This is a genomic window from Methylobacterium sp. J-067 (assembly GCF_022829465.1).
Taxonomy (GTDB): domain Bacteria; phylum Pseudomonadota; class Alphaproteobacteria; order Rhizobiales; family Beijerinckiaceae; genus Methylobacterium; species Methylobacterium litchii.
Genome location: NZ_JAKSXZ010000146.1, coordinates 139,677 through 163,835, shown reverse-complemented (window position 1 = coordinate 163,835; position 24,159 = coordinate 139,677). Strand labels below are relative to the sequence as shown.

Annotated in this window: 19 protein-coding genes; 13 read left to right on the top strand and 6 right to left on the bottom strand. The window is 71.2% G+C overall.

Translation table 11 applies throughout. From position 1 onward, the window contains the following. Positions 1–122: 122 nt before the first annotated feature. The 3 genes from MKK52_RS24150 to glcE form a co-directional block, all read right to left on the bottom strand. Positions 123–3,044, bottom strand: a complete 2,922-nt coding sequence (locus MKK52_RS24150; protein ID WP_243958784.1) for a ribonuclease E/G — start codon at positions 3,042–3,044, stop codon at positions 123–125. 550 nt (positions 3,045–3,594) lie between these two features. Further along, entirely contained in the window at positions 3,595–4,923 is a 1,329-nt protein-coding gene (gene glcF, locus MKK52_RS24145) for a glycolate oxidase subunit GlcF (RefSeq protein WP_243958782.1), read from the bottom strand. Positions 4,924–4,963: 40 nt separating this feature from the next. After that, on the bottom strand, positions 4,964–6,151 hold the full coding sequence (gene glcE, locus MKK52_RS24140) for a glycolate oxidase subunit GlcE (RefSeq protein WP_243958780.1): 1,188 nt from the start codon (positions 6,149–6,151) through the stop codon (positions 4,964–4,966). Positions 6,152–6,373: 222 nt separating this feature from the next. Here glcE and MKK52_RS24135 point away from each other — a divergent pair, with 222 nt between their 5' ends. Then, positions 6,374–6,607, top strand: a complete 234-nt coding sequence (locus MKK52_RS24135) for a hypothetical protein (RefSeq protein WP_243958778.1) — start codon at positions 6,374–6,376, stop codon at positions 6,605–6,607. Here the strand turns inward: MKK52_RS24135 and MKK52_RS24130 are convergent. Next, the gene (locus tag MKK52_RS24130) at positions 6,577–7,203 is read right to left on the bottom strand and encodes a TetR/AcrR family transcriptional regulator (RefSeq protein WP_243958776.1); all 627 of its coding nucleotides are present in this window, start codon (positions 7,201–7,203) and stop codon (positions 6,577–6,579) included. The genes MKK52_RS24135 and MKK52_RS24130 overlap by 31 nt on opposite strands. A 141-nt stretch (positions 7,204–7,344) precedes the next feature. Here MKK52_RS24130 and MKK52_RS24125 point away from each other — a divergent pair, with 141 nt between their 5' ends. The 5 genes from MKK52_RS24125 (at position 7,345) to MKK52_RS24105 (ending at position 13,165) form a co-directional block, all read left to right on the top strand. Next, positions 7,345–8,667 (top strand): HlyD family secretion protein, encoded by a 1,323-nt coding sequence (locus tag MKK52_RS24125; RefSeq protein ID WP_243958774.1) that lies wholly within the window; start codon positions 7,345–7,347, stop codon positions 8,665–8,667. Then, on the top strand, positions 8,664–10,241 hold the full coding sequence (locus MKK52_RS24120) for a DHA2 family efflux MFS transporter permease subunit (protein ID WP_243958772.1): 1,578 nt from the start codon (positions 8,664–8,666) through the stop codon (positions 10,239–10,241). The genes MKK52_RS24125 and MKK52_RS24120 overlap by 4 nt, the downstream gene beginning before the upstream one ends. A 1-nt stretch (position 10,242) precedes the next feature. After that, positions 10,243–11,841, top strand: coding sequence for an efflux transporter outer membrane subunit (locus tag MKK52_RS24115; protein WP_243958770.1), 1,599 nt, complete (start codon positions 10,243–10,245; stop codon positions 11,839–11,841). 65 nt (positions 11,842–11,906) lie between these two features. After that, complete coding sequence (locus tag MKK52_RS24110; protein WP_243958768.1) at positions 11,907–12,458, top strand: sigma-70 family RNA polymerase sigma factor; 552 nt, start codon at positions 11,907–11,909, stop codon at positions 12,456–12,458. Next, positions 12,455–13,165: an anti-sigma factor domain-containing protein gene (locus MKK52_RS24105; RefSeq protein ID WP_243958766.1), complete on the top strand. Its 711-nt coding sequence runs from the start codon at positions 12,455–12,457 to the stop codon at positions 13,163–13,165. Before MKK52_RS24110 ends, MKK52_RS24105 begins: the two co-directional genes overlap by 4 nt. A gap of 41 nt (positions 13,166–13,206) precedes the next feature. On the opposite strand, the gene MKK52_RS24100 is transcribed toward MKK52_RS24105, so the two are convergent. Further along, the gene (locus tag MKK52_RS24100; RefSeq protein WP_243958761.1) at positions 13,207–13,758 is read right to left on the bottom strand and encodes a fasciclin domain-containing protein; all 552 of its coding nucleotides are present in this window, start codon (positions 13,756–13,758) and stop codon (positions 13,207–13,209) included. A 184-nt stretch (positions 13,759–13,942) separates the two neighbouring features. On the opposite strand from MKK52_RS24100, the gene MKK52_RS24095 reads away from it, so the two are divergent. The 4 genes from MKK52_RS24095 (at position 13,943) to MKK52_RS24080 (ending at position 20,238) form a co-directional block, all read left to right on the top strand. Next, positions 13,943–15,181, top strand: coding sequence for an exonuclease SbcCD subunit D (locus tag MKK52_RS24095; protein WP_243958759.1), 1,239 nt, complete (start codon positions 13,943–13,945; stop codon positions 15,179–15,181). Then, positions 15,181–18,663 (top strand): YhaN family protein, encoded by a 3,483-nt coding sequence (locus MKK52_RS24090; RefSeq protein WP_243958757.1) that lies wholly within the window; start codon positions 15,181–15,183, stop codon positions 18,661–18,663. Before MKK52_RS24095 ends, MKK52_RS24090 begins: the two co-directional genes overlap by 1 nt. A 229-nt stretch (positions 18,664–18,892) precedes the next feature. Beyond that, positions 18,893–19,579, top strand: coding sequence for a class I SAM-dependent methyltransferase (locus tag MKK52_RS24085; protein ID WP_409564733.1), 687 nt, complete (start codon positions 18,893–18,895; stop codon positions 19,577–19,579). Between the two features lie 47 nt (positions 19,580–19,626). Further along, entirely contained in the window at positions 19,627–20,238 is a 612-nt protein-coding gene (locus MKK52_RS24080; RefSeq protein WP_243958755.1) for a hypothetical protein, read from the top strand. A 57-nt stretch (positions 20,239–20,295) separates the two neighbouring features. Here the strand turns inward: MKK52_RS24080 and MKK52_RS24075 are convergent, their stop codons facing one another. Continuing rightward, the gene (locus MKK52_RS24075) at positions 20,296–21,957 is read right to left on the bottom strand and encodes an aminotransferase class III-fold pyridoxal phosphate-dependent enzyme (protein ID WP_243958752.1); all 1,662 of its coding nucleotides are present in this window, start codon (positions 21,955–21,957) and stop codon (positions 20,296–20,298) included. Between the two features lie 35 nt (positions 21,958–21,992). Between MKK52_RS24075 and asd the strand changes: the two genes are divergently transcribed. Genes asd through MKK52_RS24060 form a run of 3 tightly spaced genes read left to right on the top strand, consistent with a single transcriptional unit; the run spans position 21,993 to position 24,155 of the window. Next, positions 21,993–22,868: an archaetidylserine decarboxylase gene (asd, locus tag MKK52_RS24070; RefSeq protein WP_243959719.1), complete on the top strand. Its 876-nt coding sequence runs from the start codon at positions 21,993–21,995 to the stop codon at positions 22,866–22,868. Further along, a complete protein-coding gene (locus MKK52_RS24065; RefSeq protein ID WP_243958750.1) occupies positions 22,865–23,545 on the top strand; it encodes a DUF1045 domain-containing protein in 681 nt (226 codons plus the stop codon). Before asd ends, MKK52_RS24065 begins: the two co-directional genes overlap by 4 nt. Then, positions 23,538–24,155, top strand: coding sequence for a chloramphenicol acetyltransferase (locus MKK52_RS24060; RefSeq protein WP_243958748.1), 618 nt, complete (start codon positions 23,538–23,540; stop codon positions 24,153–24,155). The genes MKK52_RS24065 and MKK52_RS24060 overlap by 8 nt, the downstream gene beginning before the upstream one ends. Positions 24,156–24,159 lie beyond the last annotated feature (4 nt).

The window sequence follows — 24,159 nt, the reverse complement described above, 5'->3', positions numbered from 1 at the left end:
CTTATGATTGCTGTGGCTTCATTCGCCTGAAGGGGCAGGTCGTTCCGCCCAATCCGCGGCCGAATGCTGTGGAGTCGCCCCGGCAAGTCAAATCTTGCCGGGGCGAATACCGTTGTAGTCGATCACTCGCCCGTGAGGGCCGCCTTGGTGCGCGACCACCAGCCCGCCCGCTTCGGCCGGGACGGATCGGAGGGCGGCGTCAGCACGACGGCGACGGGCTCGGCCGGCGGCTCGCTCGGCGCTTCCGGAGCCGGCTCGGGCGCGGGCGCCTCGGCGGCTTCGGCGGCGGGGGCCGGAACCGGCTCGGCGTGGGTCGCCTGGGCGACCTCTTCCGCGCTCACCGGCTGCTCCGCCGCAGGCTCGACGAAGCGGACGGGGGCCGGCTCTTCGACGGCCTTGAGGGTTTCGGCGCTGACGGGTTCCTCGGCGGCGGCGATGGCCTCGTCCGATGCCTCGCCGGCCTCGGCCTCACCCTCGCCCTCGTCGTCCCGCTGGCCGTTGCGCTCCACCCGGCCGCGACCGCCACGGCGGCCACGGCGGCGGCGGCGGCCCTTGTCGCCGTTGCCGGCGGCGGCATCCTCGCCCTCGGCGGCGGGCGCGGCCTCGCCCGCTTCCTCGTCGCTTTCGGAGGCGTTGGCCTCGGCGGGCTCGTCCTCGCCCTCGTCCTCACCCTCGTCGGCGCCGCCCTCGCGGCCCTCCTGACCCTCGGTGCGACCGCCGCGACGACGACGGCGGCGGCGACGGCGGCGGCCCTCACCATCCTCGCGGGCTTCCTCGGTGCCGGCCTCGCCGGGGGCGGCTTCGGTCACCTCGGCGGTTTCGGTCTCCTCGACCTCGTCCTCGGCCTCGTCCTCGAACTCCATGGAGGGCGAGATGGCGGTGGCGCGCACGCCCGTCACCGGACCCTCGGCCCGCTGGGCGGGCTCGCCGCGATCCAGCTGGAAGGCCGAGGTCGCGGGCAGGCGCTCGTCGGCGGCGATGGTGACGGTGACGCCGAAATGGACCTCGATCTCGTGCAGATGTGCGCGCTTCTGGTTGAGGATGTAGAGCGCCACCTCCGTGCGGGTCCGCAGGATGAGGTTGTGGCTCGCGGACTTGAGCAGCGCCTCCTCGATGGAGCGCAGGATGTGCAGGGCCACCGAGGCGGTGGCGCGCACGAAGCCCGAGCCGCCGCAATGCGGGCAGGGGATCGAGGAGGATTCGAGCAGGCCGGTGCGGATGCGCTGGCGGCTCATCTCCATGAGGCCGAAGGGTGAGATCCGGCCGACCTGGATGCGGGCGCGGTCGTTCTTCAGGCAGTCGTTGAGCTTCTTCTCGACGGCGCGGTTGTTCCGCTTCTCCTCCATGTCGATGAAGTCGATGACGATCAGGCCCGCGAGGTCGCGCAGGCGCAATTGCCGGGCGACTTCCTCGGCGGCTTCGAGGTTCGTCTTGAGGGCGGTGTCCTCGATGTCGTGCTCGCGGGTGGCGCGGCCGGAGTTCACGTCGATCGAGACCAGCGCCTCGGTCGGGTTGATGACGAGGTAGCCGCCCGACTTCAGGGAGACATGGGTCGAGAACATCGCGTCGAGCTGCGCCTCGACGCCATAGCGGGCGAAGATCGGGGTGGTGTCGCGGTACGGCTTCACGACCTTGGTCTGGTCGGGCATCAGCATCCGCATGAAGTCCTTGGCCTCGCGGTAGGCGTCGTCGCCCGCCACGAGCACCTCGTCCAATTCCTTGTTGTAGAGGTCACGGATCGCCCGCTTGATGAGCGAGCCCTCCTCGTAGACCAGCGACGGGGCGATCGAGGTGAGGGTCAGCTCCCGCACCGATTCCCAGAGGCGCATCAGGTATTCGAAGTCGCGGGCGATCTCCGGCTTCGAGCGCGAGGCGCCGGCCGTGCGCAGGATGACGCCCATCCCCTCCGGCACGTCGAGGTCGGCCACGACCTCCTTCAGCCGCTTGCGGTCGGCCGCCGAGGTGATCTTGCGGGAGATGCCGCCGCCGCGCCCGGTATTGGGCATCAGCACGGAGTAGCGGCCGGCGAGGGACAGGTAGGTGGTGAGCGCCGCGCCCTTGGTGCCGCGCTCTTCCTTCACGACCTGCACGAGGATGATCTGGCGGCGCTTGATCACCTCCTGGATCTTGTAGTGGCGGCGGGGCGCGCGGGGACGCTCCGGGATCTCGGCGAGCGCGTCGCCGTTGCCGCCGACCTGGGCGATCTTGGGCTCGGCGTCCGGATCGTCGGAATCCTCCTCGCCCTCGTCCTCCTCGTCGCCCTCATCCTCGTCGTCTTCGTCGGACTCGTCCTCGTCGTCCTCCTCGTCGTCGGACTCGTCCTCATCCTCGGCATCCGCCTCGTCGGATTCGTCGGTCTCGAACGGGGCCGGGGCCTCCTCGATGGCGGTCAGCTCCTCGGTGACGGCGATCACCGCCTCGGGGGGCACCTCGGAGTCGAGCTCGGTCGCAGCCGCCACCGGCTCGCCGGGGGCGGGCTCGTCGTGCGCGGATTCGTCGTGGGAGGCCGACTCGGCGGACGACTCGCCCGCCTGACCCTCGGTGGCGAATTCCTCGCGCACGGCCTCGGCGTTGTCGGAGAGGGCGTCGGGCAGGGTCTCGGCGGCGAAAGCCTCACCGTCGATGATCGAAACGGTCTCGGCCGAGTCCTCGGTGCTCACCGTCTCGTCGCGGCGCGAGCGTGCCTCGGCCCGGCGCCCACGCGAACGGCGGGGCGAGCGGCGGCGGCGCTCCTCGCGCTCGCGGTATTCCTCGGCCTCGCGGGCCTCCTCCTCGAGGAGGGCCTGACGGTCGGCCAGGGGGATCTGGTAATAGTCCGGGTGGATCTCGTTGAAGGCCAGGAAGCCGTGGCGGTTGCCGCCATACTCCACGAAGGCGGCCTGGAGCGACGGCTCCACCCGCGTGACCTTGGCGAGATAGATGTTGCCGCGCAGCTGGCGGCGGCTGGCGGACTCGAAGTCGAACTCTTCGACCTTAGACCCTTGGACCGTGACGACCCGGGTCTCTTCCGGGTGCATCGCGTCGATGAGCATCTTGTTGGCCATGACGAACTCTCGGCATGGCGGCCGACGTCGCGTTCCGTGCCCGGAGCCCCGGCGGCGCCTCGCCCGACCGTGTACGCGTCGAGCCAGGGGCCGGCCTCGTCACCGAGGCCGCGGGGAGGAGGGATGGGATTGTGCCGTCAACCGCCTTAGGGCGCCCTTGGCGCCTGGGGTTGAAACTGGCCGGGCGGATGGTGGGGACGGCGCGTGGCGACATGCGTGCGCGCGGGGCACGAGCAGCGGCAAGCGGTGCTGTGCGTCCCTCCATCCTCTCCCGACCTCACGAAAGCATCTCGACCGGTCTGGTCCGGCCGTGAATTCCTGTGCGGCGAACATCGCCGCGCTGTGTGACACCCGACCGGCTGTTAAGTGGTCCGCCATCGCGAGAGCGGGCAACACACCCGCTGCGACGTCGCGTCCGTCTTTCCATCGAAAGAGTGGACACGTCCGCAGGTTGCACATGCGACCGGCGGGACCGGAAAGGGGTCCTTACCATTACAAACCGTGGCAGCGGTTTGGCAAGGGCCAGCCGCGCGAACTCGTCACGCAAATGTCATTCCGCTGCCGCGAGATGCGGGCGAATGGCCTGGAGCGCGGCGGGCTTCGGACCGCCGGTCGCCCAATCGAGCAGTTCCACGGTGTGAACGATCGGGATGGCCGTTCCCTTCCCGATCTGCGTGGCGCATCCGATATTGCCGGTGGCGATCACATCGGGGCGGATCCGCTCGATGTTGGCGACCTTGCGCTCCCGCAGCTTCTCCGCGATCTCCGGCTGAAGGATGTTGTAGGTGCCGGCCGAGCCGCAGCAGATATGGCCCTCGGGCACCTCCTTCACCGTGAATCCGGCCCGGGTGAGGAGTGCCTTCGGCTCGGTGCGGATGCCCTGGCCGTGCTGCATCGAGCAGGCCGAGTGGTAGGCGACGACGAGGTCGCTCTCCACCACCGGCTCCGCCAGCGGCAGGGTGGCCATGAACTCGGTCACGTCCTTGGCCAGCGCCGACACCCGCGCCGCCTTCTCGGCATAGGCCGGGTCCTCGCGGAACATGAAGCCGTAATCCTTGATCGTCGTGCCGCAGCCGGAGGCGGTGACGAGGATCGCATCGAGCCCCTTGGCGATCTCAGCGTCCCAGGCGTCGATCGCCTGCTTGGCCAGGGCGTGGGACGAGTGCTCCTTGCCCATGTGGTGGGTCAGCGCCCCGCAGCAGCCCTCCTGCGCGTGGACCACCTCGACCCCGTGGCGGTTGAGCAGGCGGATCGCGGCCTCGTTGAAATCGGGCCGCAGGACGCTCTGGGCGCAGCCCCGCAGCAGCGCGACGCGCTTGGTCGCGGCGCCCTTCGGCGGGAAGGTGCCGGCCCGGTTCGTGGGATTGCGGCCGGGCATCGAGGCCGGGGCGAGGTCGAGCATCGCCGCGAGCCGGCGGCCGACCTGCGGCACGCGGGCAACGAGCCCCTTGAACGGCTGGCCGAGCTTCGCCGCGCGCAGCGCGAGGCGGAACCGGCCGGGATAGGGCAGGACCTGCGCGAGCAGCGCCCGCAGGAACCGGTCGCCCGCCGGGCGGGGATAGGTCGTCTCGATATGCGCGCGGGCATGGTCGACGAGGTGCATGTAATGCACGCCCGAGGGGCAGGTCGTCATGCAGGACAGGCAGGAGAGGCAGCGGTCGACGTGTCGGACCACCTCGGCGCTCGCCGGCTTGCCGCCCTCCAGCATGTCCTTGATCAGGTAGATGCGCCCGCGCGGGGAATCGAGCTCGTCCCCGAGCAGCAGGTAGGTCGGGCAGGTCGCGGTGCAGAAGCCGCAATGTACGCAGGTCCGCAGGATCTTCTCGGACGCCGCCATGGCGGGATCGGCGAGCTGGGCGAGGGAGAAGTTGGTCTGCACTGTCGGATCCTGAGCGTTCTGATCCCCGGAGTGGACGGCGTCAGACGCCCGCGTACATCCGGCCGGGGTTGAAGATTCCCGCCGCGTCGTGGGCGGCCTTGATGCCGGCGGTGACGCGCATCAGCGGCTCCGGCAGCGGCTCGAACACCGGCACGGCGGCGCGCACCGCGTCGGGCGCGCGGACCAGGGTCGCGTGGCCCCCCTGCGCCCGCACGGCGGCGCGGATCGCCTCCGCGCCGGCATCGTCCTCCGCCGGGGTGGTGAGCCAGACGAGGCCGCCGCCCCAATCGTAGAACCAGCGCGCCTCGCGCCGGGCCGCGATGGCGGCCGTGAGCGCCGGACCCTTCGACGGCGCCGTCGAGATCCGCCACAGGGCGTCCCCGCGCGGCTCCACCAGGGGGGCGGCGTCGCGCACGCCCCGCCAGAGGGCGGCGCTGGCCTCGCCGTCCAGGGTCTCGGGGGCGCCGAACCGCTTCAGCAGGCGGCGCAACTCCCCGAGCCGGTAGGTGATGGAATCCGAGAAGCCCTCGATGCGGATGAGGGTGCGTGCATCCCCCGCGCCGCGCCCGGCGGGGAGATGGGCCGCGCCGGTCGGCTCGAAGGGCGAGCCCAGCGCCGCCGCCAGCAATGCGATGGCCCTGGCGTCGTCGAGGCCGGAAAAGACCAGCGTCGAGACCCGCTCGTTTACGGGCAGCACCTTGAACGTCACCTCGGTGAGGAAGCCGAGCGTCCCGTGGGCGCCGGCCATCAGCTTCACGAGGTCGAGGCCGGTGACGTTCTTCATCACCCGCCCGCCCGACTTGATCGCCTCGCCCCGTCCGTTGACGAAGCGCACGCCGATCAGGCTGTCGCGGGCGGCGCCGGCATTGATGCGCCGGGGGCCGGAATTGTTGATGGCCGCCACGGCGCCGATGGTCGGCTCGCCGTCCGTGCCGAACACGCCCCGGTAATCCACCGGCTCGAAGGGCAGCATCTGCCCCTTCGTGGCGAGCAGCGCCTCGACCTCCGCGAGCGGCGTACCCGCGCGGGCGCCGATCACCATCTCGGCCGGCTCGTAGAGGGTGATGCCGGTCAGCCCCCGCGCCGAGAGGCTGGCCTCGTCCTGCGGCGGGCGGCCGAGCCCCGTCTTGGTGCCGCCGCCGACGATCCGCAGGCGCTCCGACCGGGCCGATGCCGCGCGCACGCGCTCGCAGGCTTCCGCCTCGGTGCCGGGCTCAGTGCCGCCCATCGTCTCCCGCCCCGTCTCTTGTTTGGATCGTGTCCAGACACGGGTGTCGCCGGAACGGAGGGAGGTTTCAAGCCGGGCAACGGGCCGCGCCTGTCAGCCGGCGCATTTTCTCCCATCGGCGGAGGCATTCTGTCGCGTCACCGGCGATTCAGCCGGTTCACCTCGATTTTGGAGGATCAGCGGTGATGAAATGCTGAGGAATTGTTGTTACGGTTCGCCCCGATGGAGAGGATCGCAGCAAGTATCGCGCAAATTGCAGCCGAAGCCCTGCTCAAGGCGGGTGGGAATGCGCGCGAGCTCGGCGCAGACCTTCCCGAGCCGGTGGCGGCGGCGCTGAAGGCGTGGATCGCCGACCAGCCGGAGCCCCGCCCGTCATGGACCGAGGCGGTGGAGCGCGGCCTGTCGGAATGGCTCACGGGGAAGGGCTACCTTCCGGCCCCGCCCTCGGCGGGATGACCGTAGCGGCCCAGGAACAGCGCGACCGCCTCGTCGACCCGCCTGTCGATCTCGGCGGCCACCATCGGGCGCTCGGGCGGGCGCAGCAGGTTGATGAGCGAGGCGTTGCCCAGCACGGCGCCGATGTAGAGCGAGGCCGCCAGCTCGGCATCTAATCCGTGGAAATCCCCGCGGCCTTTCGCCGCCTCGAGATAGGCCGCGAGCCGCCGGGTCGTCCGTTCCGGCCCCGCCGTGAACAGCGCCAGCCCCAGCGCCGGATTGCGCACCGTCTCCGTCACGACGATGCGCAGGAGCGGGATCACCTCATCGTTTCCCATCGCTTCGAGGAGGTTGCGGCCGATCTCGCGCAGCACCGTCGCGAGGGGCGCGCCGCTCTCGAAATTCGCGTCCAGCGCCTGCCGCAGCGCCTGCGTGCGGGCGAGGACAACTTCGATCAGCAGGTCGTCCTTGCTGTTGAAATGGCGGTACAGGGTCTCCTTCGAGGCTCCCGCCTCCTCCGCGACGCGCTGCATCGTCGTCTCGGTGAAACCGTGGCGCAGCAGGGTCCGCTCGGCCACGGCGAGGATCTCGCTCCGGCGCCGCTGACCCCGGGGCACCGGCCCGTCGCGGCGTCTTGGTGGGGTATCGCCTCCAATTGACATCTTCTGCGCGACTCCCCTTAGTAAGCGTACTTAACGGTTCGCTTGTGCCGCGGCAATTGTCGCCTGCCGGCCAGCGCCAGGATCGAGCAGCCCAGAATGCGTGACAGCGACGACGAGGCGTTCGGGCCGCGCCAGGGGCGTGGCCGGTCGGGCTCCCGGCGTCGGGATTATCTCGACGTGGGCGGCCGCCGGGATGACGACGACGCGGACGAGAATGGCGAGGAGCAGCAATCCTCGAACGGGCGCCGCTCCGGCGGCGAGACGTCCAAGGATGGCGAGTCTAAGGACGGCCAGTCGAAGGACGGCCAGCAGGCGTCCAAGGACAAGAAGGACGATGAGTCCGACCACAAGAAGGACCAAGAGGAAGGCGAGCAGCGCCGCAAGAGCCGGCGACCGCTGGTCATCGGCATCGCGGCGGTGGTGGTGCTGCTCCTGATCGGCGGCGGCGTTTATTACTGGCTCTCCACCCGTGGCAAGGCTTCCACCGACGACGCCTATACGGACGGCAACATCGTCACCATCGCGCCCCAGGTTTCGGGGCAGGTCGTAAGTCTCGACGTCACGGATAACCAATTCGTGCACAAGGGCGATCCGTTGTTCCGTATCGATCCGCGACAATTCGTGTTCAGCCAAGAGCAGGCGCAGGGCCAGCTCGATACGACCAAGGCTCAGGCGGCCAGCCAGAAGCTCGGCGTCGAAATCGCCAAGAAGAACTTCCCGGCGGCGCTCGAACTGGCGAAGGCCAACCTCGACGCGGCCAAGGCGAACCTGCAGCTGCAGCAATCCAATTACGACCGGCAGAAAAGCCTGCCCAAGCTCGCCACGACCCAGCAGGAGGTCGACACCACGGCGGCGAACCTCGCCCAGGCCAAGGCACAGGTGGAGCAGGCCCAGGCCCGCCTCATCCAGGCCGAGCCGGTGAAGCAGAACATCGGCCAGTCCGAGGAGCAGGTCACGCAGATCGAGGGCCAGATTGAGCAGGCCCAGGGGCGCCTCGATCAGGCCAAGCTCAACGTCGAGTGGACGGTGGTGCGCGCGCCGCAGGACGGCTGGGTGACGCGCCGCAACGTCAACGCGGGCAATTACGTCTCCTCCGGCCAGCAGGTCATGTCGCTGGTGACGACCGACGTCTGGGTGACGGCGAACTACAAGGAGACCGAACTCGACGGGATGCACCCCGGCCAGAAGGTGACGATCACCGTCGATGCCTATCCCGACCTGAACCTCCAAGGCCACGTCGACTCGATCCAGCGCGGGTCCGGCTCGAAATTCTCCGCATTCCCAGCCGAGAACGCCACGGGCAACTTCATCAAGATCGTCCAGCGGGTGCCCGTGAAGATCCTGATCGATTCCGGGCTCAAGCCCGATGAGCCGCTGCCGCTCGGCATCAGCGTCGAGCCGACGGTGATGCTCAAGTGAGCGGCGCCTCGGACCAGGCCTGGAGGCCCCGCCACAACCCGTGGCTGATCGCCGTCGTCGTCACCATGGCGGCGTTCATGGAGATCCTCGACACCACCATCGTCAACGTGGCGCTGCCCTACATCGCCGGGTCGCTGGCCGCCTCGAACGACGAGGCGACCTACACGCTCACCGCCTACCTCGTCGCCAACGGCATCGTGCTCACCATCGCCGGGTGGCTCTCCGACACGATCGGGCGCAAGCGCTACTTCCTGATCTGCATCGGCATGTTCACGGTGTCGTCCCTGCTCTGCGGCCTTGCCCAGAGCCTCGGGCAGATCATCCTGTTCCGGCTGATGCAGGGCTTCTTCGGCGGCGGCCTCCAGCCGAGCCAGCAGGCGATCATCCTCGACACGTTCCCGCCGGCCAAGCGCGGGGCGGCCTTCGGCGTCACGGCGGTGGCGACCATCGTCGCGCCGGTCCTCGGGCCGACGCTGGGCGGCTACCTCGTCGAGCACCTCGACTGGCGCTGGATCTTCTTCGTGAACGTGCCGGTGGGCATCCTCGCGGTGATCCTCAACGGCATCCTCGTGGAGGATCCGCCCCACGAGCAGGCCAAGAAGAACCGCAAGCGCGGGATCGACTATATCGGTCTGTCGCTGATCGTCATCGGCATCGGCTGCCTGCAGATCGTGTTCGACCGGGGCGAGGACGACGGCTGGCTCGGCTCGCCCTTCATCGTCACCATGTCGATCATCGGCGGGCTGGGGGTGTTCTTCGCGATCTGCTGGCTGTTGACGGCGAAGAAGCCGATCATCGACCTCGACGTGTTCCGCGACAAGAACTTCGCCATCGGCTGCATCCTGATCGGCGCGATGGGCTTCGCCCTCTACGCCAGCGCCGTCATCATCCCGCAATTCGCTCAGAACGTGCTCGGTTACCCGGCCCTGCAATCGGGCCTGATCCTCTCGCCCGGCGGCATGGTGGTGATCGTCCTGATCCCCATCGTCGGGCAGCTGATGAAGGTGGTGCAGACCCGCTACATCGTGATGTTCGGCTTCTCGCTGATGGGCGTGGCGCTCATGTATTCGAGCAAGCTCGCCCCCGACATCGACTTCAAGACCCTGGTGATCATGCGGTCCATGCAGACCGCCGCGCTCGGGTTCCTGTTCGTGCCGATCTCGACCATCGCCTACCTGACGCTGCCGCAGAAGTACCGCAGCGACGGGGCCGCGCTCTTCTCGATGTTCCGCAACGTGTTCGGATCGCTGGGGATCTCGCTCTCGACCGCCGCCGTCACCGAGCGGCGGCAGGCGGATCAGGCGCACCTGTCGTCGTTCATGACGCCGCTCCGCCAGGGCTACAACACGCTGATCCAGGAGAGCGAGCACACGCTCCGCTCTCTCGGGCGCGCGGCGGATGCGGTGCATCAGGAGGCGGTGGCCCACACGTACCAGATGTACATGAAGCAGGCCTCGATCCTCGCCTACGGCAACGTCTTCCAATACACGGCCATCATCGCCTTCCTTGTGGTGCCGTTCTGTTTCCTCATCTCGGCCAAGACCGCCTCGGGCGGCGGCGGCGGAGGGCACTGACATGGCGATCCGCCTCCTCGACCTGTTCCTCGCCGGCACGGCGGCGCTCGGCCTCTCGGACCTCCTCGGCGGCTGCGTCGTGGGGCCGGACTTCGTGCGCCCCGTGCCCACGGTCGCGGCCGCGGCGACCTATGTGGAGCCCGCGCCGGGGCGCCCGGTCCACACCTCGCTGCCGCTCCTGCGCGGCACGACCGACGCCCCGCCCGACGTGGAGTGGTGGCGCGCCTTCCGCGATCCCGTCCTCGACGGGCTCGAAGCGCGCATCGCCGCCCAGAACCTCGACGTGCAGACGGCGACCGCCCGCCTGCTCCAGAGCCGGGCGCAGCTCGGCACTAGCGCGGCGGCGGCCCTGCCGACGCTCTCCGGCACCGGCTCGGCCTACCGTCAGCAATTCAGCAAGAACGGCACGATCGGCCTGCTGTCGAACTCCCTCGGCGGCCTGACCGGCGGCACCGATCCGACCGCGCCCCTCACCAACGGCTTCGAGAGCTACACCCTCGGTTTCGACGCCTCCTGGGAACTCGACCTGTGGGGCCGGGTCCGCCGCTCGGTGGAATCCGCCCAGGCCCAGGCCGAGGCCTCGGCGGAAGGGCGCCGGGGTACCCTGGTCTCGGCGCAGGGCGAACTCGCCCGCGACTACATCCAGCTGCGCGGCACGCAGGACCTCGTGCGGATCTACCAATCCTACGTGCGGGTGAACCAGCAGATCCTCGACGTCGTGCGCATCCGCCAACAGAAGGGCCTCGTCACCGGGCTCGATGTGGCGAGCGCCGCCTCGCAGGTGGAGGCGATCCAGGCGCAGATCCCGCAATTGCAGCAGCAGGAGATCCAGCAGATCAACGCGATCTCGCTGCTGCTGGGCGAGCCGCCGCTGGCCCTCGCGCAGGACCTGACCGGCGGACGCGGCGTCCCGCCCGTGCCGCCGAAGGTGCCAGTGGGCATTCCCTCCGAGCTGATCCGCCGCCGGCCCGACATCCGTCAGGCCGAGGCGACGCTCCATTCCTCCATCGCCGAGATCGGCGAGGCCGAGGCCGAGTTCTTCCCACGCGTGACGCTCACCGCGAGCCCGACGGTCAACGCCATCGACCCGGCCAAGATCTTCCGCGGCTCGTCGCTGCAATACATGAACGTCGGCCCCTCCCTCTCGATCCCCCTGTTCGAGGGCGGGCGGCTGCGCTCAAACCTCGTCCTGCGGCAGGCGCAGCAGCAGGAGGCGGCCATCGCCTACCAGAAGGCGGTGCTCCAGGGCTGGCACGAGGTCGTCAACGCGCTCGCGTCCCTCCAGGGCGATGCCGGACGCCGGGCGCGGCTCGCCCGGCAGGTGGTCGACGCGCGGCGGGGCCTCGACCTCGCGCGGGCGCGCTACACGCAGGGCGTCGAGATCTTCACCACCGTGCTGCAGAACGCCCAGGTGGTGCTGCAGGCCGAGACCAACCTGTCCCAGGCCAACGCCGCCGTCTCGACGGACTTCGTCGCGCTCTCGAAGGCGCTGGGCGGCGGTTGGGAGGGCGCCTTCCCGCCCCAGCCCGCGCCCCCCGGCCCGCCGGAGGGGGCGCAGGTGCCTGTGGCCGAGATCATCCCCCGGCCGGTGGTGCCGTAGCGCCCTCACCGGGGCGCGGTTATGGTGCCGCCCCGAGCGGCTTGGCCGCAGCAGGGGGGAGTGCCTTGGGGAGCGCCCAGCGCAACGGCGATTTGGCGCGGCTGATCGAGGCTGTCGCCGGGGGCGATCAGGCGGCCCTGCGCGCCCTTTATGATCAGGCCGCCCCGAAACTTCTGGGGATCGTCCTCCGTATCCTTCGGGATCGGGGCGCGGCGGAAGACACGCTGCAGGAGGTGTTCGTGCGCATCTGGCAGCGGGCTGGCAGCTATGATTCACGGGCCGGCGCCCCGCTCGTCTGGCTGGTCGCCATCGCCCGGAACGGCGCCATCGACCGCCTGCGGCAGGAGAAGGCCGCCCGCCTGACGCAGGTGGAGGAGGGCTGGCTGGAACGCCTGCCCGATCTCGGCGACGGCGAGGGCGACCTCGCCCGGCGGGATGCCTTGGCCCATTGCCTCGGCACGGTGGAGGTGCCCCAGCGCGAATGCCTCGTCCTCGCCTATTGCGAGGGCTGGTCGCGGGAGGAACTGGCCGCGCGGTTCGGCTGCCCTGCCAACACGGTGAAGACCTGGCTGCGCCGGGGCCTCATCAGCCTGCGCGGCTGCCTGGAGGCGGCATGAGCACCCCGCATTCCTGGCCCGACGATCCGGACGGCACGGCCGGCGAATACGTGCTCGGCACCCTGCCGCCGGAGGAACGCGCCGCCTTCGCCCGTGCCCTCGACGGAGATGCGGGCCTGCGCGCCCTGGTGGCCAACTGGGAGGCGCGGCTCGCGCCGCTCGCCGTGGCAACGCCTTCGGTGGCGCCGAGCCCCGCTACCTGGGCGGGCATCGCGGCGCGCACCGGCGGGACGCCCGGCGCGGTCGCGGGCGGGGCGCAGATCATTCGGTTGGAGCGGGCGGCGCGGCGCTGGCGCGTGGCGGCGATGGGGGCGGGGGCGCTCGCGGCGGGCCTCGCCCTGTGGATCGCCGCCGGGCCGCGTCCGGCCGGCGAGGGCGCGCAGTATCTCGCGGTGGTGGATCGAGGCGGTGCCCTTCCGGCGCTGATCGTGCGCGTCGATCTCGGCAGCGGCCTCGTGCAGGTCCGTAGCCTCGCGGCGGAAACGCCGCCGGATCGCAGCCTGGAACTTTGGTACGTGGGAGCGGGGGCCGCGCCGCGTTCGCTCGGCCTCGTGACCGACGCCTCGGCCCGTCTGCCCGTGCCGGCGGCCCTGCGCCAGGGCGCCGAGGGGGCAAGTCTCGCGGTGTCGGTGGAGCCGAAGGGCGGCTCGCCCACCGGTTCGCCGACCGGGCCGGTGATCTACTCGGGCAAGCTCGTGCGCGATTGACGAGGGGCGGACCCCGGCGAGGCCGGGGCCCGCAGGCCCGATCAGGGCATCATCACGCCGTTGATGACGTGGATCACGCCGTTCGACTGCATGACGTTCGGGATCGTGACCTTGGCCATGTTGCCCTTGGTGTCGGTGAGCATCACGGCCTTGCCCTTGGTCGTCACGGTCAGGGGCTCGCCCTGCACGGTCTTCAGCTCGGCCTGGCCGCCGCCCTGGCGCACCGCCGCCATCAGCTCCTTGGCGGTGTAGACGCCCGGAACGACGTGGTAGGTCAGGATGCTGGTCAGCTGCGCCTTGTTCTGCGGCTGGACCAGGGTCTCGACGGTGCCCGGCGGCAGCTTGGCGAAGGCGGCGTTGGTCGGCGCGAAGACGGTGAACGGGCCGGGGCCGGACAGGGTATCCACGAGGCCAGCCGCCTTCACGGCCGCGACCAGGGTGGTGTGGTCCTTCGAGTTCACCGCGTTCTCGACGATGGTTTTGTTGGCGTACATCGGCGCGCCGCCGACCATCGGGTTCTTGGCGAGGGCCGGGCTCGCGGCGGCGGCGGCGAGGCCCAGCGCGAGGGCGAGGCGACGGATCGACTTGGACATGGTGGCTCCCTTGATCAGCGCCCATCGGGGCGTCGCTGGCCTCTACGGAGGCCGGGGGGCGGAAAGTTTCAGCGCCAGGAATCCGGGTGCGAAAAAATTAACGCGGCGGTGGACGCCCCCACCCGCTCCCTTGAGCCGCCACACCGGAACGTCCTAAGAACACCGGCCGTCGCCCAGGACCCGGATGTCGCGTTTCCAGTTCGTCCACGCCGCCGACCTTCACCTCGGCAGCCCGCTCACCGGGCTCGCCGGGCGCGATGCCGACCTCGCCCGGCGCCTCGCGGCGGCGGGGCGGGGGGCGTTCGAGGATCTCGTGACTGCCGCCATCGAGCGGAAGGTGGCCTTCGTCGTGGTGGCGGGGGACATCTACGACGGCGATTGGGCGGATGCCTCCATCGGCCTGTTCTTCGCCCGGCAGGTCGGGCGGCTGGACCGCGCCGGCATCCCCGTCGTGATGGTGCGCGGCAACCATGACGCCGAGAGCGTCATCACCCGCTCGATCACCCTGCCGCAATCCGTCCACGTCTTCCCCTCCAACCGGGCGACGACGCACCGGCTCGACGCCTGGAAGGTCGCCCTCCACGGGCGCAGCTTCCCGAACCGGGCGGTGGAGGAGAACATCGCGCTCGGCTATCCGGCCGCCGTGCCGGGCTGGTTCAACCTCGGCGTGCTGCACACCTCCTGCGCGGGCTATGCCGAGCACGCCACCTACGCCCCCTGCTCGGTGCAGGATCTGGCGCTGCGCGGCTACGAATACTGGGCGCTCGGCCATATCCACGAGTATCAGGAACTCTCCCAAGACCCGTGGATCGTCTTCCCCGGCAATCTCCAGGGCCGGAGCGTGCGCGAATGCGGCCCGCGCGGCGCCGTGCTCGTGACGGTAGAGGACGGGCGGGTGCGGGACGTCGAGCGGCTGGTCTTCGACCGGGCGCGGTTCGAACGCCTCGCCGTCGATCTCTCCGGCGTGTCCGAGCCCTCGGCGGCCCATGAGCGGGTGGAGGCGGCCCTGCGCCCGCTCGCCCCGGTCGCCGCCTCGCGCCTGATCCTCGTGCGCGTCCACCTGACCGGCGAGAGCGCCGCCCATGACCGGCTCTGCGCCGACCGAGACGACCTCGCCGCCGAGGTGCAGGCCGCCGCGCACCGGGTGCACGAGGAGATCTGGCTGGAACGGCTGAAGGTCGAGACGCGCCGGCCCCAAGCCGAAATCCCCGCCTTCGCGGCGGGCATCGACCCCAGCGCCCTGATGGCCGACATCGACCGCGATCCGGACTTCCGCGAGCGCGCCCAGGCGGCGCTGGCCGAAATCGTCCGCAAGATGCCCGCCGGCGTCGCGGACGAGGCCGCCATCGAGGCCGAGTTCGACGCCCTCTGCGCCGAGGCGCAGGCCCTCGTCCTGGGCCGCCTCTCCGGGCGGAGCTGCTGATGCGCCTCCTCAACCTCACCCTGGAGCGCTTCGGCGCCTTCACCGACCGCACCCTGACCTTCCGGCCGGATGCCCGGCTGCACGTGGTGCTCGGCGCCAACGAGGCCGGCAAGAGCACCGCGCTCGCCGCCGTCACGGAGCTGCTGTTCGGGTTCGGCAAGAGCACCGATTACGCCTTCCTGCACGACATGCCGTCGCTGCGCATCGGCGCCGAGATCGCGGCGGCCGACGGGCGGCGCCTCGCCTTCCGCCGCCGCAAGGGCAATGCCCGCACCCTCGTCGACGGGGCGGATGCGGCCCTGCCCGACGATGCCCTGGCGCCGTTCCTCGGCGGGCTGTCGCGCCCGGTCTTCTGCCGCGCCTTCGGCCTTGATGCCGAGGCCCTGCGCAAGGGCGGCAAGGAGATGGTCGCCGTGGAGGGCGAGGTCGGCGCGAGCCTGTTCGCGGCGGGCTCCGGCCTGCGCGGCCTCACCGAGTTGCAGGCCCGGCTCGACGGCGAGGCCGAGGCGATCTTCACCCCGCGCAAGGCGGGGCACCGCACCTTCTACCAAGCCCTCGACCGGTGGCAGGATTCACGCAAGGCCGAGCGCGAGACCGGCCTCTCCCCCGCCGAGTGGCGCCAGCTCAACGAAACCATCGACGCGGCGGGCGCGGACCTCGACGCGCTCCGCACCGAGCGCGGACGCCTCGCCGCCGCGCGGGCGCGGCTCGAACGCCTGAAGCGGGCGGGGCCGGTTCTGGCCGAGATCGACGCCCTGGAAGCCCGCCTCGCGGAGGATCCTCTCGCCGTCGAGGCGGACGGCGCCTGGATCGCGCGGCTCGGGCAGGCGCTGGCCGAATGCCGCGCCGCCGAGGTCGAGGCCGCCCGCGCCGCCGCCGCCCTCGCCAGGGCGCGGGCCGAGGTCGAGGCGCTGCCCCCGGCGGCGCCCCTCGCGATGCGTGCGGAGGAGATCCTGGAGGCGTTCCGGGGGATCGACCGCTTCGAGAAGGACGGGACCGACCTCACCCGCCTGCGCGGCGAGGCCGAGCGGGCCGAACAGGCCCTCGACCGGCTCTGCGCCCGGCTCGGCTTGCGCAGCCGCGAGGCCCTGGCCGACGCCCTCCCCACCGACGCCGCCCGCGCCGGGATCGAGCGCCATTTGCGCGAGGGCCGGGCGCTCGATGCCGCCGAGGCCCAGGCGGTGCGGGAGGCCGAGACCGCCCGCGCCGAGCGCGACCGCCTGATCCGCGAGGGCGAGGCGGCCGGTTCCGTCCTCGATCCCGCGCCCTTGCGCGAGATGCTGCGCCCCTTCGTGCGCCTGCGCGAGACCATCGCCCGGCACCGGGAATTCGAGGACGGCATCCGCCGGGCGGCCGACTTCCTGCGCGACCGGGCGGGGCGCCTCTCCCCGTCCATCGCCGACCCCGCCGCCCTGGCGCGGACCCCGCTCCCCTCGGCGGAGGCCATCGGGCGGTTCCAGACCCTTCTGGACGAGGCGGCGCGGGAGCGCGGGCGGGTCGCCGACCGCCTCGCCGCCGCCCGCCGCCGGGTCGCGGAGATCCGCGTCCGCCTCGACGAGCGCGAGGCCGCCGGGCCCGTGGCGACGCAGGAGCGCCTCGCCGCCCTGCGCGAAGCCCGGTCCGGCGCCTTCGCCCCCCTGCGCGATGCCCTCATCGCCGGAACCGGCGCCGCCCCCGAGGCCGTCGCTGCCTTCGAGCGGGCGGTGGAGGCCGCCGACCGTCTCGCCGACGCCCGCGCGGAGGATGCGGCGCGGGTCGCGGCCCACGCCGCCGACCAGCACCGCCTCGCGGCCTGCCTCGCCGAGGTGGCCGAGGAGGAAGGCACGCTCACAGCCTGCGAGGCCGACGTCGCCGAGGGCGAGGCCGCGTGGCAGGAGGCCTGGCGGGAGGCCGGCATCCGCCCCGGTCCGCCCGTCGAGATGGCCCGCTGGCTCGCCGAGGCGCAGGCGGTGATCGGGGCCGAGCAGGACCTCGCCGACGAGCGCATCAGCCGCGACCGCTACGCCGCCGAGATCGCGGCGGCTCGGGAGCCCCTGGCGGCCCTCTGCACCCGCGCCGGGATGGAGGTGCTGCCGGGGCTCGACCTCACCGCCCTGCTGGACGGGCTGGAGGGGCATCTGCGCGCCCTCGCCACGAAGTGGGAGGCCGGGCGGGAGGCGACCGGCCGGCTCGGTGCCGCCCGACAGGCAGCCGAACGGCAGGAGGCGATCCTGGCCGAGACGGCCGCCCGCCGCGCCCTCTGGCGCGACGCCTGGGCCGGCGCGGTCACGGCCCTGGCGCTGCCCGCGAGCGCCGGCCTGGAGGAGGCCGAGGGAGCCTTGGCCGCGTGGCGCGACGTGCCCCAGGCCCTGGCGCAGCATTCGGACCTCGCCCGCCGGGTGAGGGGTCTCGTCCGCGACCGGGACCTGTTCCAATCCGCCGCCGCGTCCCTGGTGGGCGACCTCGCGCCGGACCTCGCCGACATGTCGCCGGGCGCCGGCATCCGCACCCTGCACACCCGCCTCGAAGCGGCCCAGGCCGAGGCCGTCCGCCGGACGGAGCTGACGCGGTTGCAGGACGCCGCCGGACGCGCCGCCGCCGAGGCCGCGAGCGAGGGCGAGGTGGCGCGGGGCCGGCTCGTCGTCCTCGCCTCCGAGCGGCTGCCGGACCACGGGGCGCCCTCCCTGGACGACCTCGCCGCCCTTCATGCCCGGCTCGACGCTCGCGAGCGTCTGCGCGGGGACCTCGCCCGGTTGCGCGGGCGCGACCTCACCACGGCCGGCGATGGGCTGTCGGAGGCGGACCTGCGCGCGGGCCTCGCCGAGACCCCGCCCGAGGCGATCGAGGCCGGTCTGGCGGCTTTGGCCGCCGAGGCCGAGGCGGTCGAGGACCGCAGCCGGGTCGTCTATTCCGACCGCGAGCGCGAGCTGGCCCGCCGCGCCGAACTCGAAGGCGGCACGGGCGCCGAACTGGCGCTCGCCGCGCGCAAGGGCGCCGAGGCGCAGATGCAGGAGGCGGCGCGCTCCTGGGCGGTGCTGCGGCTGGCCGGGATGATGCTCGGCGCCGCCGTCGCCAAGCACCGCGCAGGACAACAGGATCCCATGATCACACGCGCCGGGATCCTGTTCCGGCGACTGACCGGCGGCGGCTTCGACGGCCTCGCCCAGAGCTACGACGAGGACGACACGCCCCGCCTCGTGGGGCGGCGTGCGGCGGGGGGCGAACTCGTCGGCATCGAGGCCATGAGCGAGGGCACCCGCGACCAGCTCTACCTCGCCCTGCGCCTCGCCCATCTGGAGGATTACGCCGGCCGGGCCGAGCCCGCGCCCTTCGTCGGCGACGACCTGTTCTCGACCTTCGACGATGCGCGCACCGGCCACGGGCTCGAAACCCTGGCCGAGATCGGCGGCACGGTGCAGCCGATCCTGTTCACCCACCACCGCCACGTCGCCGAGATCGCGTCCGCGCGGCTCGGTTCCGCCGTTGACGTGCTGTCGCTGTAGCGCAAGGCACGACGGCAGGGTGCGTTATTTGCCGACTTACGTGCGTATCGTCCGCGTATTCAAGCGGTAAGCCGGCTAGTTAAAACTTGCAACGCGCGATCCAATAGTGCGCGTATCGTGCATGGTGTCACAGAACATTCAAAAATCAACCATACATCTGCTGTCGGCTTCGCATCGAGGCGGGCGGGCTCCCTGCCTGACGCCACCGCCTGAGGGAAGGTTTCGACACTTGGCCATCGGATTGGACAGCCGGGATTCCTCCCGGCCGGGCGCGCTCGGCGCTGCCCTGAACCGTGACGGGGTTGCGCGGGCCTACGGGCGCTGGGCTCCCGTCTACGATCTCGTCTTCGGGCCCGTCTTCGCCCGGGGCCGCAGCCTCGCCGCCTCGGCCGCCGAGCGTGTCGGCGGGCGGGTGCTCGAAGTGGGCGTCGGCACCGGCCTGTCGCTGCCGGCCTATGCCAAGTCGCGCAGCGTCTTCGGCATCGATATTTCGGCGCCCATGCTGGAGAAGGCGGAGGCGCGGGTGAAGCGTCTCGGTCTGCGCAACGTCGAGCGTCTGGCGGTGATGGATGCCGAACGCCTAGAACTGCCCGACGAATCCTTCGACGTGGTGGTGGCGCAATACGTGGTGACGGCGGTGCCGAACCCGGAAGCCGCCCTCGATGAGTTCGCCCGCGTGCTCCGGCCCGGCGGCGAGATCATCATCACCAGCCGCATCGGCGCCGAGCGCGGCCTGCGCAAGGCCATCGAGCACGCGCTGGCCCCCATCACCAGCCGGCTGGGCTGGCGCACGGAGTTTCCGTGGGCGCGCTACACGACCTGGGCCGCCGCCGCGCCCGGCATCGAGATCGTGGAGCGACGGGAATTGCCGCCGCTCGGCCACTTCTCCCTCATCCGCATGCGCAAGACGGCCTGACCGGCCGCTTCCTTCTCCACAGAAATCACAGAACGGAGTGTCGAGGCATGGCCAGCTTCAGGGAAGCGCTGCGCACCCAGCGATGGGATGACCACCGCTACTATCACCACAACCTCATCAACCAGAGCCTGCACGTGGTCAGCGCCATCTGCTTCCTGGTGGCCTACGTGCTGGCGTTCAAGGATCCGGCCAAGGCCGCCCTGGTCGGTTGGCTCCTGGCGATGACGAGCCGTCAGGCGGGGCATCTGTTCTTCGAGCCGAAGGGCTACGACCACGTCAACCACGCGACCCACGAGCACAAGGAAGAGATCAAGGTCGGCTACAACCTGCAACGCAAGATCGTGCTGCTCTCGATCTGGGTGCTGTCGCCCCTGCCGCTCTACTTCAGCCCGAGCTTCTTCGGCCTGCTCACCCCGGCGGCGGATTGGTCCGGCGTGGTGCACAATGTCGGCTGGGTCTGGCTGTGGCTGGCGCTCGGCGGCCTGCTCTTCCGCGTCGGCCAGCTCTGCATCCAGCAGAGCGTGCAGACCGGCGTGGTCTGGGCGACCAAGATCCTCACCGACCCGTTCCACGACATCAAGCTCTACCACAAGGCGCCGCTGCGGCTGCTCCAGGGCGAGATGATCGACGAGGAAGAGCAGGCCGAACACCACGCCTGATCCATCCCTCGCGGGATCACGCCCCTTCCCCCTCGCGGGGGGAGGGGCTTTTTCGTGTCAGGCCCTCGGCGCCAGCCCGAGCCGCACCCGCGCCGCCTCCTTCAGCACCGAACGGCGGATCGCCTTGTCGGTGGTCTCCGGCCCGTCCCACCAGCGGTCGGCCTTCATCGCCGCGCAGGCGGCGAGGAACCGCTCGGCCACGGTGGCGAATTCGAAGTCGCCATAGGCGAGGCTGAAGATCAGGCGTCCGGTCCCGACCCAGGACAGGTGCAGCCCCGCCGACCGCAGGTAGAATTGCAGCATCCAATTGTAGCGGGAGGGCCGGGTGTAGAGCACGGTCCAGACCGTCGAGAGGTTGGCGACCCGCACCGGCAGGCCCGCCTCCTCCAGCCGCCGGTTCAGCGCGGCGGCCCGCCCGTCCCAGGTGGCGTCGAGTCCGTCGTACAGCGCCGCGACCTCCGGCGTCTCCAGCCTGTCGAGGAAGGCGGCCATGGCGCCCATCACCTGCGGGTGGGCGTTGAAGGTGCCGCGCGCGAAGCAGATGTCGATCGGCCGGTCCTCGCGGTAGCGGCGCATCAGGTCGGCCCGGCCGCAGAGCACGCCCACCGGCAACCCGCCGCCAAGGGTCTTGCCGTAGGTCACGAGGTCGGCGCGGACGTTGAAGTATTCCTGCGCGCCCCCTTTCGCGAGGCGGAAGCCCAGGAAGACCTCATCCAGAATGAGAACGATGCCGCGCTTGGTGCAGACCTCGCGCAGTTTGGCGAGCCACTCCGTGTAGGCGGCGCGGTCGAAATGCGCCTTGCGGGCGCTGTCGACCAGGGCCGAATCGGACGGGGCGCCCGCGTTCGGGTGCATGGCCTGCAACGGGTTCACGAGGACGCACGCCACGTCCTTGCGGGTGGCCAGCACGTGCAGCGTCCGCTCGGACATTTCGGCCAGCGTCAGCGTGTCGTTGGCCGCGACGGGGTTCCCGATGCCCGGCTGCACATCGCCCCACCAGCCGTGATAGGCGCCGCAGAACCGGACGATCCGCCGCTTCCCGGTATGATAGCGGGCGAGCCGCACCGCCTGCATCACCGCCTCGGTGCCGGACATGTGGAACGACACCTCGTCGAGGCCGGAGAGGGCCTTCAGCCGGGCGACGTTGTGGGCCACCACCGGGTGGAGCGAGCCGAGCACCGGCCCCAGGGCCGCGACGCGGGCGGCCCCGTCCTCCAGGCAGGCCCGGTAGAAATTGACGCCGAACAGGTTCACGCCGTAGGAGCCGGCGAGGTCGTGGAATGTGTTGCCGTCGAGATCGGTGATCGTGACCCCGTCCGAGGCGGCCATGAAGGCGCCCGCGCCGAGATTCGTGCGGACGGGCTCCGCGAACTGGAACGGCACCCGGTAGAGGCCGGTGAATTGCAGGTCCGAGAGGCCGGAGCGGACGCGCTCGGTCTCGGCGCGGCTCCTAGCGAAGCGCATGCGGAACTCGTCCGACAGGCGGGCGAAGGCGGCCTCGCGGGCCAGCGCCACCGCCTCGGCCGGATCGTCGGCGCGGAAGAACTGTCGTGAATCGTAGGCATAGGCTGGGATCTGGCGGGCGATTCGCCGGGCCATCCGGGCATGGCCGGTCAGCGACGGGTGCTTCGCTCGCGAGAGCTGAAGGCGCCGCACGGTGGGCGGCAGGGCGAGGGCGACCGCCGCGGCGGCCGACAGGGAAGTGAGAAGCGCGTCCATCACGGTCGCGGCTAACGGGAACGGTTCACGGGATGATGACGCTTCGCACCGCGTTGGGCCGAATCGGCGCGCAGGAAGACCTGAACTTCCTTCTCACCAACCGCCTGCCCCGGCGCCTCGCGACCCAAGTGATGGGCCGAATCAGCCGCATCGAGCAGCCCCTGGTGCGGGATGCCTCCCTGTTCCTCTGGAGGTTGTTCTGTGACGTCGATCTCTCCGACGCGAAGGAGACGCGCTTCAAGAGCCTGCACGATGCCTTCGTGCGCGAGTTGCGGCCCGGCGCGCGGATCGTGGACCCGGACCCCGCCGTACTGGTCAGCCCGTCCGACGCGATCCTCGGGGCGAACGGCACCGTCTGGGCCGGGCAGGTGCTGCAGGTGAAGGGCAGCGCCTATCGCCTCGCCGACCTCCTGCAGGACGAGGCCCTGGCCCACACCCACGAGGGCTGCGCCTACGCGACGCTTCGCCTGACGGCGGGGATGTACCACCGCTTCCACGCCCCCTCCGACCTGCGGGTCGATTCGGTGCGCCACCTCTGGGGCGACACGTGGAACGTGAACCCCATCGCGTTAAAGCGCGTCGAGGCCCTGTTCTGCCGCAACGAGCGGGCGGTGATTCGCGTGCGCCTGGACGACGGGGCGGCGATGACCCTCGTGCCGGTGGCCGCGATCCTCGTGGCCGGGCTGAAGCTCGGCTTCCTGGCCGAGGGGAACGATCTGCGGGCGACGGGCGGGCGCACACTTCCCTGTTCCGCGCACCTGACGAAGGGCGCGGAGATGGGCTGGTTCGAGCACGGCTCGACCATCGTGGTGCTGGCCCCGCCGGGCTACAGCCTCGCGCCGGGCTTGCGCGAGGGCGCGCGGCTGCGCATGGGCGAGAGGCTTCTTCTCAGCCCCGGAGCCTCCCGATGAGCGAACCCCGCTACGCGATCTACGCGCTGCCGGAGCCCGGCTCGGCGCTGGAGGCCTTCGGCCGAACGGTGCTCGGCTACGACAACGTGTCGGGCGAGGCCGTGCCGCAGGAATCCGGCCTCACGGAGGTCACGGCGGGGGCGCGGGTCTACGGCTTCCACGCGACGCTCAAGGCGCCGATGCGCCTCGCGGCCGGGGTGGACGAGGCCGCACTCCTGGCGACTGCCGAACGGCTCGCGGCCGCGCATCCGCCAGTCGAGGTGGGGCCTCTCGCGGTGGCGGCGCTGGGCCGCTTCCTCGCCCTGGTGCCGGTGGCGCCGCCCCCCGCCATCGGCCTGTTCGCGGCGGAATGCGTCGCCGCGTTCGAGCCGCTGCGGGCGCCCCTCACCGAGGCCGAGCGAACCAAGCGCCGGCCGGAGCGGCTGAGCCCCCGCGCCCGCGCGCTCCTCGACGCCTGGGGCTACCCGCACGTGTTCGAGGAATTCCGCTTCCACATGACCCTCACCGACGCCCTTCCCGAGGAGGCGCAGGCCGCCTGGCACGCCCGCCTGACGGAAGCGTTCCGGGACAGCGGCGCCGGGCCGCTCACGATCCGCTCCCTCGGCATCCTGCGCCAGGACGAGGCAAAGCCGTTCAGGCTGCTCGCGCGCATTCCTTTTGGAGACGGACATGGCTGAGCGGCTGAGCGAAACCCCCACAATCGATCCGAGCGCGAAAGTCACGGCGTGCCGGCTCGGCCGTTACACCGAAGTCGGCGCCCGCACCCGCCTGACCGAGACGGACCTCGGCGATTACTCGTACATCGTCGAGGATGGGGAGGTGATCTACACGACCATCGGCCGGTTCACCTCCATTGCCGCGAGCGTGCGCATCAACCCCGGCAACCATCCGATGGAGCGGGCGAGCCAGGCGCATTTCACCTACCGCGCCCGCGCCTACTGGCCCGATGAGGCGAACGAGGACGGCTTCTTCGACCGTCGCCGCGCGAGCCCGGTCGCCATCGGCCACGATGTCTGGATCGGCCACGGCGCGATCATCCTGCCCGGGCGAACCATCGGCACCGGGGCGGTGGTCGGCGCGGGGGCCATCGTGACCCGCGACGTGGCCCCCTACGCCATCGTCGTCGGCAATCCGGCGCGGCCGGTGCGCGAGCGGTTCCCCCCGGCCATCGCCCAGCGCTTGCAACGCCTGGCGTGGTGGAATTGGGACCACGACCGTCTTCGCCAAGCTTTGCCGGATTTCCGAAGCCTCTCCATAGAGAGTTTCCTCGAGCGGCACGAAGCCTGAATAT